6 protein-coding genes and 2 pseudogenes are annotated in these 13,218 nt (G+C 44.3%); 4 read left to right on the plus strand and 4 right to left on the minus strand.

Annotated elements, in window-relative coordinates:
* Positions 1-22: 22 nt before the first annotated feature.
* Positions 23-1,246 (minus strand): hypothetical protein, encoded by a 1,224-nt coding sequence (locus WN53_RS23200; protein ID WP_024485377.1) that lies wholly within the window; start codon positions 1,244-1,246, stop codon positions 23-25.
* 57 nt (positions 1,247-1,303) lie between these two features.
* Positions 1,304-3,298 carry a hypothetical protein gene (locus WN53_RS23205; protein WP_152526609.1) on the minus strand — a complete coding sequence of 665 codons (1,995 nt, stop codon included), beginning with the start codon at positions 3,296-3,298 and terminating at the stop codon, positions 1,304-1,306.
* A 220-nt stretch (positions 3,299-3,518) separates the two neighbouring features.
* Between WN53_RS23205 and WN53_RS27730 the strand changes: the two are divergent.
* Positions 3,519-3,815, plus strand: a pseudogene (locus tag WN53_RS27730) (IS6 family transposase); the annotation flags it as partial.
* Between the two features lie 41 nt (positions 3,816-3,856).
* On the opposite strand, the gene WN53_RS23215 reads toward WN53_RS27730, so the two are convergent.
* Entirely contained in the window at positions 3,857-6,898 is a 3,042-nt protein-coding gene (locus tag WN53_RS23215) for a Tn3 family transposase (RefSeq protein WP_024485380.1), read from the minus strand.
* Between the two features lie 149 nt (positions 6,899-7,047).
* On the opposite strand from WN53_RS23215, the gene WN53_RS23220 reads away from it, so the two are divergent.
* The 3 genes and pseudogenes from WN53_RS23220 to WN53_RS27735 form a co-directional block, all read left to right on the plus strand.
* The gene (locus WN53_RS23220) at positions 7,048-7,641 is read left to right on the plus strand and encodes a recombinase family protein (protein ID WP_024485381.1); all 594 of its coding nucleotides are present in this window, start codon (positions 7,048-7,050) and stop codon (positions 7,639-7,641) included.
* A gap of 78 nt (positions 7,642-7,719) precedes the next feature.
* On the plus strand, positions 7,720-9,045 hold the full coding sequence (locus tag WN53_RS28745) for a hypothetical protein (protein ID WP_158645293.1): 1,326 nt from the start codon (positions 7,720-7,722) through the stop codon (positions 9,043-9,045).
* 361 nt (positions 9,046-9,406) lie between these two features.
* Positions 9,407-9,801, plus strand: a pseudogene (locus WN53_RS27735) (DDE-type integrase/transposase/recombinase); the annotation flags it as partial.
* 78 nt (positions 9,802-9,879) lie between these two features.
* Here the strand turns inward: WN53_RS27735 and WN53_RS26945 are convergent.
* On the minus strand, positions 9,880-13,188 hold the full coding sequence (locus WN53_RS26945; protein WP_158645294.1) for a dermonecrotic toxin domain-containing protein: 3,309 nt from the start codon (positions 13,186-13,188) through the stop codon (positions 9,880-9,882).
* Between the last annotated feature and the right edge of the window lie 30 nt (positions 13,189-13,218).

Raw genomic sequence — 13,218 nt, forward strand, 5'->3', positions numbered from 1 at the left:
ATCACTGTACAAGCATTTATGCTCAGTTAATGAGTTGCTGCACTAGGCTTGTCAACAGTTGTTCCTTATCCGTGACCCCGTAGGGGGCGTAATACTGAACTGCACCCAAGGTGGTAAACATAACTGCTTTTGGCGTATTAGAAATGAAAATACCGCAGGATTCCAGCCAACCGGGGGCCTGTTGCATAATTTCTGCTGCCAAATCGCTACCATCCTGTTTGAAGATCAAATACATTTCTATCAGGCCATTCCCCAGATTCCTGAGCACTGGTGTAGTACTGATGTGTTGATTAGCCAGTAACTCCTGGCACACCGTCTGTACCCGTTCTGTCTGTTCTCGCCAGTCATGTTGTCGGCTATCCACGGTCACAGCCAAGGTAGGTAAATACCAGTCAACCTGTTGGTACTTTTCATCAATTAACACCTGCGAGTTTTGATAGAACAGGGGCAAGGGGACATCGCCAGGAATAAATTGTAAGTGCGGCGTATTTTTATCGCTGCTGGTTTCAAAGGGGTTTTGTACCAAAATATCCCCTTCTTTGCTGAATTGGGTTAAATACTCGACCATTGGGGTGAAATATTGCGTTTTATTCAAAAAGTTCTCGCCAGCACGCAGCGCTTTTTCTTTGGCAAATACATCCTCGTTGTACCTTTTTAGTTCGATGATCGGGGTTTGATTGAAATACAGCGCGCTATCATCTCGCGTTTTACATAATAAAAGATTATTTCTTTGTTTTTCTTGCTCTGCACGGTAGGTGGTGAAATCAGGTGTGATAATTTTTTGTCCAGCAAAGTAAGGTTTGGTAGGCTCCTGCTCGATAAAAGGCTGGTCATTTAATATGATCTTTTGGGGTTCAAACTCAGGATTATTTGGGTAGAAGCGAGCGAGGGATTCCAGTTCGCTATGTAGCCGGGCGTGGCGATCTGCTTTGTTATCAGCATCGATACCCAGTGTGTCCAACAAGCGCTGTCTCGGTGCATGAAGCACTTTATCGGCAAAATCCAGCGCTCTTTGATCGCCAAGCAGCACCATCATATAAGGTGACATGCTTCCTGTTTCATCGCACCCTGCCAGAGGGTGAGTCATTTTCTCAATGCTACTTTTACTATCACCCGGCACGGCATCCATTTTGATAAATTCCCCGGCGGTTCTGTCCTGGGTCAGATTTGCTGTACGGGCTTCATTATTTTCCTGCTGGAGCGGAAAAAATTGGCCAATCATGCTTCGATAATTTTGAATAATCATATTGGTTATTTATTCGTTTGTAGAGAAAGGGGCCATCATGGCCCCGGAGAAACAGGTTCAGTCTGCCAGTTGATCGTTTAACAGACGATGGGTAATAAAGTGCTGTAGTAGTGGTTGCTGTTGCTCTTTCATACGGGCAAGCTGAGTGCTATCGACGTTGGCCGCCAGGTTATGCAAAGTGGCGGCTGCCTGGTCCAGATCGTCTACCATGTAGTAGGTGAACAGTGAGAGTACCTGATGGGTTTCTGGGTGAGTTGCGCGTGTCGGGAACTGACTGGCGTACTCTCTGGCCAATTCTGCCCGGCTTTCATATAACGCTATCACTTTAGGGTCTGCCTTTAACTCTTTGAGAGAATGGACTCCCTTCTGGTAAAAGTCCTGAATATGATGAGTGATATCAATCAATTTATCCATGGAGAGAAGGTTGTTGGGGCTGTTACTCATTTGGACGTGTTGTAAATCTCGTTCCAACGGTTCCCTGAATTGTTCGTTAGTGCGTTCCCGCAATTGGGTTCTGGCAGGAAATGCCTTGTTTTCGGAGCAGTCCGGCTTCAATTCTGCATTCTGATCGTAGTTCATTAGCATGGGAACGATAGTGAGCACGTCCTCAGTTAAGTCCGCAGAAGAAAACTCCAGTTTTGGGAGCTTATCCATAACTTCGGGTAGGTTATTGTAAGTGCTTATCTGTTTACTGAATAATTCCTCGTTGGTGATTTGTTGTCCCTCTTCACTGAATTTTGCCACGGTTATTTTTTCTAGTGGTTTAAGTGCGTTGCCCGTTAGGCTTTGCCTTATTTGTGCATTAAGGGTTTCTTTTTGTTCTTTTAATGCTTCAACAAATTGTTGCGGCTCGGCATCACGGAATTCACTCAATACGAAACGTTGTAATGACGTGAGATGCGGGGCTTGTTCAAGTTCCTGTGGAGTAAGGAAAGGTTGGCATCGCTCAGCACCATGGAAGGTCATCAATTCGGCGTCGCGTGATTCCGTTTCGTTTTTGCCGCTTGCAGAACGGTGATGTACGATCATTTCGGTACGAATACCTGTTTCAATCGGCGTTGTGTTGTCGGGGTTACGAATAACCACATAGCGGGCTCCCGGTATATTACTGAATTCTTTTTGCAGGTCGTCCATCGTCGGGAATTTTGTTGCCGCTTCGCTTTGCGTAAAACGGATGGTTTTTTCGGTATCATAGGGGAACGCAGCCAGGTACTGTTCGTTGTTGGCTTGCTCGGTACCTGCGGTACGTGTGGTAATCAGTTTAAACTCGGCAGCATAATTACTGTTGTCAAAGTGATACATCCACTCCCGGTATTTACCGTCGTCTTTACTGGCTGGGTTGTTCATAAAACGAAAGTTGGAAACTGCAGGGGCATCTCCTAGCTGAAAAGCCGCTTTGAACAGTTGTAATGGCGTCAGTTTAGCGTTTAAACAACGTGGGTCGGTAATGTGTGATTTAATATTTTGGGTGGAAAAATCAAGTTTGGCATAATCATCTTTTTTTACGGCATGGCTTGCCATTTCTTCATCATAGAATTCTTTGAAATTGGAATAAGCTCCCTTATCGACCTCGCAGGCGGAAACACCATAGGTTCCCCACTCATTTAACAGACTACTGAACGGTTCTTTCAGATCGTTGTCTACAAGCGAGAGGAGAGCCTGACGCAGTTGTGCCGTTTTGTCGGATTCTGATAACTGTTTGTATTGGGTCTTTTCTACCGCATCTAAATCGGTGATGGCTTTGAATCGGCCAGGCAATGTGCTATTAAAGCTATACGGGCTAAGAACAGTATTGATCATACTAGGATTTTTCATTATCTCATTAGCATTGAAGTGTGTAACCTTATCTATAAATTTGATGCCCATTCCATTTAGTGTAGATAAATCAACCTGATTTAGTTGCAAGCTACTGTTTGTAACCCTCGAAAGCTGGTAAATGATTCCTGTATTTTTATTAACCACAAAACGCTCACCGCCATGGTCAGTCTTTGCCTCGACAAAAGCGAGGGGATAATGGGGTTGTGTCAGATGGGTATTAGTAATATTAGGCATACATACTCACTTGATGATTTGATGAATGGGGAATTATCTCATGACCATCTGATTTGTATTTCAAAAAATGATCATTACATGAACTTTTCTGAGATTGGGTTTCCGTCCATGGTTAGGAAACTCAATAAGGTCTTTTGAGTTTGCCTGGGCATAAACGAGGGTTCTGTCGCATTAAGGCGGCGTCAGGTAACATACTGTTTTTTTGTGATGTTGCCTGACCATGTCTCTGATCCGAAATGCCTTCAAGCGTCTGCACTATCCCATCGATATCATTGCCCAGTGCGTTCGCTGGTATCTGGCTTATGCCCTTAGCCTGCGCAATCTCGAAGAAATGATGGCCGAGCGAGGCGTCATCGTTGACCATTCGACGCTTCACCGCTGGGTTATCCGTCTGGTGCCGTTGCTGGATAAGGCGTTTCGTCGACATAAGCGCACCGTGGGTCGGCGGTGGCGCATGGACGAAACCGACATCAAAATCAAAGGCCAGTGGAAATATCTGTACCGCGCGGTAGATACTGGGGTTGTAAGCGGGAACCCGCCAAAATTTTGCGGGCCTGGCTATGACAACGTCAACCCCTCAATCATGGCGTCCAGATCGAGCTCTTTCCCTTCACTGATAAAGGTGTAATGCCCGTTAAGAAAGATATGTTGCCAGGCTACGGGCGACATTCGTCTGAGAAGAGCAAGTCCCCGGGTGTTACCGATATCCTCATACTTCTGCAACAACCGCGACAACAGGGCGGAGTTATAATAAATAATAATGATGCTGAGAAGCCGCCCACACTGATTGCTGATTTCCAGCTCAACATCATTCTGTCCGGTCAGCTCTTTTTTGCCACCAACCTGCGCGATCGCTGAACGAAGCTGATGCCAGGACTCAATGCGATTTTGAGACCGGTGACTGTTTCTGGCCACCTGCGGGTTACGAAGATACCGGAGGATGTAAAGACTACGGATCAGTTTATCGAACTCAAACAAGGCCTTCCTTGTCGGATTTTCCGCTGAATAGGTACACAATTTGCGGATCAGGGCACCCTGAGTTATTTCTTTCATCCCCAGAGTGGCGACAATCTGGTCCAGGTGCGGTTTTTCATCGATGATAACTTGCTGATTTATCTGACCTACAGGCTGGATAAGACATTTTTTATAACGCTCCGGATCGCCCGCGCAGTATAGCTCTTTCAGCATGTCCTCTGTCGAGGTAAAGCGGGGTTCGAAACGCAGCCCGAACCAGTGAAGAATGGCAAAATTAGCCCGGTTAATACTGTGCATGTCACCGGTTATCGCTGTTGGTACAATCCCGCTGGTATTTCTGTACCAGATATCGAAAACGTGATGTGCTTCATACTCATGCGCGCCGATGAGATAACCATTTAGTGGAATATGGTTGCACAGCAGAGTGTAGGCCACCACGCCCTTCCCAAGTCCAAAATATTTTTTTGATGCCCGGGCTTTGATCGTCGGACGTTCGACGCTGAATTTTTGTCCATCGACAGCGCCATACAGTTCCCCCAGCTCCTGTGAGTAATATGGGAAGACAGGAAGCGTCTTAATTCCGTCGCCAATACAGTCACATGCAGCCTTCAGTGTGGAAAGACGCAGATATTGCTCGTAGGAATCGTTGAGCGCATGGTAGGGAATATCACTGGTCTGGGACATCGTCAGATTACCGTGATTCATGGCCTGTGCCATTATTACCGCCATCAGACTGTCTGCATCAGCCCCCGTTTTTACATACAGCGGTTGTAGCGGCGTCAGTGCCGACAGAAACTGACACCGCTGATTAACGAAGCGAAAAATATCCGCCAGTTCACACAGGGGCAACTGTGAATAAAAATCCGTCACACTGTCCGATTGCCCGGTCGTGTCCGACTTACGCCAGCTAAGTCTCTGTGTATCATGATCAAATTCCAGATGTGACAACTTACCCTGCTTAAGCTCCCTGTTGAACACTATCCACTGTTCATGCAGTTCGCGGGTCAGTTCATCCAGCTGCTGTTCGACTGGGGTACGTAAAAACGGGATATCCATCTGGGCCAGAATGTCGGCTTTTTCCTCTACGGAAACCAGCTCATCTGAAAGGTGGCGGTGCTGCAGGCTGTCATCAAGATAAAGCTCTCCCGCCTCAAGTCGCTTTCTTATTTGTCGGTACAACCAGAATTCATAACGGTTAGCATGAAGCCCGGTTGGCGTATCGTTTTCATCAACGCTCAGTAACCAGGTTCGCAGTCGTGGCGGGAGCGTAGCCGGTGGGCATTCTGCCAGCGGCCGCTGCGTCAACCGCAACTGCCTTGAGAACGTCGCCCTGACCCATGCCAGCGCAGCAAGCCAGGGGCATTCAGGCGTCACGCTGGAAAAGTTCAGAGTACAAAAGAGCGGGCGTAAATGGCGTCGTATATGAGCAGTCTGAGTGTCAACCGCCTCCCATCGTCGGGCCATCCGGCTGGCAGGTTTAATCCGCATTCGCTGCGCGGTGTTCTGCAGGACCTCCCGGGGCATGATTTTCCAGGCCCTCTGGCGCACATCTCCAAAGGGGATGCTGTCCATCACATCGTCATCGACAAACAGGGATAACAGACGGCCGACTTTATTGTTCTCCTGTTGCCGCTGCAGAACATCTGCTTCAAAGTTTTTTCTGGCCTCTTCCTTGCAGCGCTCTTCTGTCAGCTTCATGTGCCACATCATGGCGCTGGTGAGATTATCTGACAGTTGCCGGTAGCGAAGCCAGATATAGCACATCATATACAACCAGGTTTGCTCTGTTTTGAGGTTCCGCAGATCGTGGATGGTATAAAAGTTGACCAGACTGGCGAAGTACAGCAAATTTTGTTGCGAGATCCCGAGTTCGGGCAGCAACTGTCGCGCCTTCTGATATATCGGTTCCAGCTGGTTTCGTTTCTCCCTTTCCCTGGACATTTGTCGCCATCGAAAATCTTTCGCCTCCTGTTTCAACACGGCCAGCCCGGACAGTGCATCATCTTTTTTCAGGAGTGAATTCAGTGCGCTCTGTGTTTCTGTATCGAGGAAAGACAACAGTATGTCCGCCAGGCGCTGTCGTTCCGTTGACAGCGCCTTACTGATGATTTTCTGAAGCGTGGAATAGCCCGGCCGGACGATTTTATTTTCATTCAGCCAGCAGATAAGTTCAGTGGCAACGAATCCAGGGGTAATATCACGACGCACAATCTGTGCTGCGCGGGCATCGAGCTGCGGGCTAACGGAGCCGGACCACTGATGATACCCGAAGAAGTCGGTAATAAGCTTACGCTGGACATAATATTCATGATCGGTAATGGTTTTGTCGGTGAGGGATATTTCACGAAAGTAACGCTGAACCACAAAATCGAAATCACTTTCCACGTCCTTCGGTGAAAAACGAAAGAAGGCGTGTTTGGCCCTGAAATAACCCGTCTGCAGGATGCAATAAATCTGCGCCAGTATTCCGGGGCGGCTGGTTGCCAGCGTCAGCTCCTCTGTCGTGAGCGACAAATACTCCAGCTGCTGGCCTTCATCAAAGTCAGGCAGGCCATACAACGCGAATTTTTCTGCATCCGTTAAAACAGAGAGTCTTTTGCCTTTATCTTTACGGCGGGATGTCATCCTGACCTCACACTGGATATGTCCGTAAGAGGATCGTTCTGCGGACGGTAAAAATTAATTTTGCGCTTCGGAGAAAATCACTGCTGACGTTGTCTCATATAACTGGTACGGTATCAATCTCTTTGACGGCCCCTTATACGTACATATTTATGACAGAAATACGCATTGGCTATGCCCGGTGCTCTACTGATAAGCAGGATTTGACCGCCCAGCAGGAGGCGCTGGTGAAACTCGGTGTTTCTCCGGATCGGATTTATACCGATAAGGGGTTGACCGGCTCAAATCGCCAGCGGCCCGGTCTGGATCAGGCTCTGGCGGCCGTTCGGCAGGGAGACACGCTGGTCGTACCAAAACTGGACAGGCTGGCCCGGTCAGTTCCGGATGCGCGGGAAATTGCGGATGCATTACAGGCCAGAGGTGTGAAGCTGGCGCTGGGAGCCAGCCTCTACGATCCGGAAGACCCGGTGGGGAAAATGTTCTTCAACGTGCTGGCGACTTTCGCGGAATTTGAAGGCGACCTGATACGTCTGCGTACCCGGGAAGGCATGGCTATTGCACGGGCGAAAGGGAAATTACGGGGGAAACAACCAAAGTTGTCTGAGAAACAACAGAAGGAGCTGTACCGGATGCATGAAACCGGGCAGTACTCGATTAGCGACCTGGCTGAATTGTTTTCAGTGTCACGGCCAACAGTATACCGGACGTTAATGCGGAGCCGAACACTACCGGAAGGAAGTAAATAAGCGAAAGAGTTGTTAATTGAAAGTAATAAAGGCACAGATATATAATTAAGTAATTTTTACATGGACCAGGACTTAATCATGCCAGTATCAGCGTTGCAGCACAGATTTACAGCCGGAGCTTATCAGAATAAACTTCACGATAATATCAGGGGAAGCTCCACAACACAGGCTCAGGGCATAAACCCGGTCCGCTCTGCCATCCCGGATGAAATACACCATTTAGGAAGCAGTATTAACAGAGCAGTCAATTCTCACGAAGAACTGAGCAGACCATCTTACCAGACTACATCTCCGCGACAGGGCATAGCCGCACCGTTGTTGATGCTGTTGAGCCAGGTAAGGCTTGATGGTATCCCTGTTTCATCAACAACTGATATCCCCGCATTCACCTCTGAGAGAAGCGTGTCCCCCTCAGTTTCCCGAAATACAGCGTATTCAGATAACAGTAACACGGGCTTCAGTGCCATGCTAAGTCCAGTTGCGAATGCACTGTATGAAACAGGTTCGTTTATAACCCGGAATGACCCTCTGAGGTTTCCGGTTGCGGACGCAGCACCACTTTGCTCTGGATCACATTTACCTGATGATTTTGTAACCTTTTTAAATTCCAATGGCATTAATGTTGTTGCCAGAGGGCTTGAGCAACTTAAATGTATTGAGCATGATAAATATGAATTTTTTAAAGGAGTGTCATTTAACGCCATGAATTTGTTGGATTCAGCAATAAAACAATTAGAAGATAAAAGAAATAATGAACTGGACAACCACCTAAGATATTACGGCATTGTCGATGTCGATGATGTTAAACCAAGACTGGCCTCCATCTACAAAAAAATAAAATATGAAATAGGAGAAGTCTTAAAAAATAAAAGAGATACTATATATTATGGATATGGCTCTATGACCGAGACAGCTGCTACTGATGCATTGGTAAAAATAAACGATAAGGACAGAAGGATTTTGCTGACGGATAATTTTTTTGCAAAATGCACAGTTAACGCTATTAATATTCTAATTCATGAAATGAGTCATTTTCATACTAAGCTTGATTTATTTCAGGTTATAAAGCAGAAATCTTGTCTGGATAAAACAAACGGAGATGAAATTCCTATTCATGTGCAACTTGATGATTCACATGATTTTTATACTCATTCAATCCGTCCTTTGAAAGAGGAAAATATAGTTACAGATGGACATATTAAGTTTGCTTATAACATGAATATAAAAGAGTTTGTTGATACATTTAATACTAACAAAACTGTTAGGGAAGAGGCGATTTTTATAAATGCTGACACAATAAGTAACTTAGCTATTGCCATTGGGAATTATGGTTTTAAGCGAGACAATGTCATGCCTTTGTTGGATACATCGGAGTTTAAAACTGGGAAACCAATAGAATCTTAGGTCTCATGGTGCTGGGGTCAGACGTTCAGTGGAACGAAAATCACGTTAAGGTTTTTTTGTACGCCGGAACCCCAGAAAATTTCGTCACCAAAGCTAAAGACCATATGATTTGCATGACGTTGAATAAGTTACGGATTATGTGATAAGTTTCAGCGTTAAAATCGTTGTTTTAATGATTGCCACTCAACCGGTCGTTTACGTGACAATCCCCGCCGTTACTGGTTGCGAAAAAATCAGGGGTTCCTGCGTACAACCCCTGATTCCGACTGCCGGAGTGGATCAGGATTTCGGTTCCTGCGTGGATCCCAAAAAGCTGTAGCGCTCTCACAAAATTTTGGCGGGTTCCCGCTTACAACCCCATACTGCAGGACAAACCGTCGACTTCCTGCTGACCGCCAGACGGGACGCCGCCGCTGCGTTGCGTTTCTTTCGCAAGGCCATTCGTCATCACGATGAACCAGAGGGGGTGACTATCGATAAAAGTGGCGCCAACACGGCCGCCCTGACCACACTCAACGCCAGCAAACCGAAAGGATGACCATCAGGCAGAGCAAGTACCTGAACAATCTGGTTGAGCAGGATCACCGGAATATCAAACGCCGAATACGGCCGATGCTGGGATTTAAGTCGTTCCGGCGGGCACAAGCAATTCTGTCCGGTATTGAGCTGGTTCATATGATACGTAAAGGGCAATATCAGCATTCCACTGGCGCGCATTTATCCCCGTCGGAACAATTTTATTTGTTGGCTGCCTAAAAAACCGGCAGCGCAACTTTTGCTGACTCTGCTCTGTTAATGTGACAGAACCATTGAGTTTCCTAACCATGAACCGTTTTACTTAATGTAAATCACACTTTCCTTTTCTGCCTGACTTAAAGAGGACTCCAAGACCTCCTCCAATTCTATCTTGCGTGAATTATTGTCTTTATTTTTAACCCTGAAGTATTGATGGTCTTCAATCAACACTTCGGCTTCATCATGTTTTCCAGTAAGCATGGAAATAGGGTGACCAGACTCCTTTATGTTTATTTCAAAAATAACCCTATCCTTGCCCTGAGCAAACAATTTAGCTACTTCACGATCTACTGTAGTTGACATAAATGGTTTATTTGATACTACACATCCAGGACTCAATGAATCATTTATATTTTCTGCTAAAGAACCTCCATGATAAACCAAACCTTCATAAGGGGGTATTTTTTTCAATCCTGATCTAATAGAGGAAATGGTTTCAACCAAGCTCTCACGAATACTGACTGTGACATAAGGATCCGGCATGTCATCATGTAAAAACGCATTAACATCACCCGAGTACATTCTTCCATAAGCTCTGATAGCGTCACATTCCTCACCAACAAGGGTATCATATAGAGAGCGGCCATCTTGATAATTATAAAATTCAGCAGCAGCTCTGGATATATGAAGACCAAACATGGTATCTCTTGTTTTCATATCATGCCTTCCCTCATCCGTTGCTGGATAGATTACTCCATTCTCACTACTAATTACTTCTGAAATTAAGTTTTCTTTTTTGATGGATTTTGAATAAATTGAGATAGTATTGTGTTCACGGTTGATTCTAAAGAAACGGTCTTTCCTTCTAATATAATACTCCCTAGAACCAGCTTTTGAAAACACCCGATACAATCCCTTTACCGGGAGTATATTCTTTTCATTAATAACCTGAAGCCCTTTATCTAAATTCGCATCCAATACGTTATTAATTAGTGGCGAATTCACAAAGCCTTTATCACTACCAAGATATTTTTTTGCATCCAAAAAACGTTTGTACGCTTTCGTTCCCTCTAAAGGAAATATTCCTTTAAGCTTATAATTTAAATGAGAAATATCAGTAAGCCACACAAGGTATGTGCCTTTGCTATCAACAGGTGCTTCCTCAGGTTTTGTTATATAAACAGATAGAGTTGTTTCATCTTTATCAATAATTCTAAAATAATACTCCTTGTGCTTTAAGTATAAATAATCATTTTCTGTCCCTCTGTATATATGTTCATTTATTTTTAAAAAACGAAGACTGCTTTCTTCAGCAGAAATAGCTCTGCTAGTATACTCATCAAATATACTCAGATCTGGTTTGTCATTAAAGCCTGGATTCTGCCACTCTGCGCATGTTTTACTTGAACCCGCACCCCTTTTAACTCTGTAGCATCCATTTTCCGGGTCATAAACCATATCGTCTTCATCAATATTATCAGTATCCTCCCAATCTTCACCCTGTACTTCAATTCCTTCTTCGTTTAAGATTTCTGTATATTTCATATCTCCACTATCAATACCTGACTTGACTGTTTCTATGAAAGGATGCCCCTCCAAATCAGGGAATTTCATCACTCTATCCATTACCACCATTGAGGCAATATTAATCAAATCTGATTTTATTTTACTCCATTCATTTTGTTGTTCTCCATAAGTGTCAGCCTCTATCGCATGTTCAATATGTATTGCTAATGACAAAAATGGAGACACTGGATTAGCTATGACATTTGAAGCATCGATCATATCCTCCCACATATCTCGGGTGACCTCAGCATCTGACTTCACCAGTGAATCAAGGTCGGAAAGAGCTTTATCTTTTATTTGATTATGCAGATAATCAAAAAAATTCTCAGGAGATACTGGCGTAGATCTTATTGCTATCTTATCATAATAATCATTGTTTTCATCAATTGATTTAAGCCACTCATCCACTCCATAGTAAAACATTCCGTCCTGTCTTTCAGCTATAGTAAAATGAGACGCAATCATATCTCGATGTTGTTTGCTATTACAGGCATTCGTTATCCATGACTGCATATCAAAATATGATCGGAATGACATAAATTTAAAATCACTTTGAGGAAAATAAAGCGTTACACATCTGCTGTCATTATTCTTAAAGACGAAGGCATTAGCAGAATTATATCCATCGATATCGAAAAGCGTTACACTGACATTGGTGTCATTTAGTACCCCAATGCCGTTTAAAATATCTTTTACGGATGTTTTATCAATGCCGCTGATATCAAGATCATTGACCACATCAATAAAGTATTTTTTTATTAGCATGCCTTTATTGTTATTGAGTGTGTCTGTTATGTTTTTTTTGGCGAAATTGTAAAAATCCATATCCCAAACCAGATTAATAAATTGAGTTGGTTTTATGCTTATTGCATCTCGCGAATTATATTCGATGTTATTTTCAAGATCTGAACTGTAAATCCCACACATTGCATTCATATCAACAAGATTATTTTGTATACTCGAGTCAAAATTTGAAAACACCCACCCAGTTAATGTGTTGCTTACTTTAGGGTCGGTTTGTATTTTCTCTCCGTTTTCATATATCACTCCATTAAAAAGAATGAATTTAAATTCATCGGGGTCAATTTCCAAATGGAATCGTTCTTTTATTTTTTCTCTAAGGATGTTTCTGGCGAGATCTTTCAATCCAGGATTTTTTGATTTATAATCATCATAAAATTCCCCTAGTGCCTTTTGACCGTTATCTATAAAGTTTGCCCATTTCGTTTTTTCCGTAAAGCTGTAATAGTTTTTGTCTGAATCAACACTGTCACCAACAGATGTTGGTGACAGTGTTTGACTTACAACGTCATCCTGAATTTCATACGTACCGTTTTTTTCTGGTGTAGATACAATAAGTACAGGCACTGCATCCGCCGCCGGAAACGTCAGGGGGTCATGCAGGGCTATAAACTCACCTGCTTCATACAGTGTATTTTCAACCGAACTCAGTATGGCACTGAAGCCACTACCGCTGTTATCTGAATGCGGTGCATTTCGGGAAACTGAAGGGAACACGCTTCTCTCAGAGGTGAATGCGGAGATATCAGTTGTTGATGAAATCGGGATACCATCAAGTCTGACCTGGCTCAACAGCATCAACAGCGGTGCGCCTATGCCCTGTCTCGGAGATGTAATCTGGTACGATGGTCTGCTCAGCTCTTCGTTAGAACTAACTACTCTATTAATGCAGCTTCCTAAATGGTGTATTTCATCCGGGATGGCAGAATGGTCTGAGTTTAGGCTTTGAGCCTGTGTTGTATAGCTTTCCCTGATATTATTGTGAAGCTTATTCTGATAAGCTCCGGCTGAAACTCTGTGCTGCAACGCTGATACTGGCATGATTAAGTCCTGTTCCATGTAAAAATGAAT

Source organism: Serratia fonticola (assembly GCF_001006005.1).
Classification (GTDB): domain Bacteria; phylum Pseudomonadota; class Gammaproteobacteria; order Enterobacterales; family Enterobacteriaceae; genus Chania; species Chania fonticola.

Bases quoted from the DNA above. Each gene is read 5' to 3' on its own strand.
- WN53_RS23220 (WP_024485381.1), top strand. From the start codon at position 7,048: ATGACAGAAATACGCATTGGCTATGCCCGGTGCTCTACTGATAAGCAG.
- WN53_RS28745 (WP_158645293.1), top strand. From the start codon at position 7,720: ATGCCAGTATCAGCGTTGCAGCACAGATTTACAGCCGGAGCTTATCAG.
- WN53_RS23200 (WP_024485377.1), bottom strand. From the start codon at position 1,246: ATGATTATTCAAAATTATCGAAGCATGATTGGCCAATTTTTTCCGCTC.
- WN53_RS23215 (WP_024485380.1), bottom strand. From the start codon at position 6,898: ATGACATCCCGCCGTAAAGATAAAGGCAAAAGACTCTCTGTTTTAACG.
- WN53_RS23205 (WP_152526609.1), bottom strand. From the start codon at position 3,298: ATGCCTAATATTACTAATACCCATCTGACACAACCCCATTATCCCCTC.
- WN53_RS26945 (WP_158645294.1), bottom strand. From the start codon at position 13,188: ATGCCAGTATCAGCGTTGCAGCACAGAGTTTCAGCCGGAGCTTATCAG.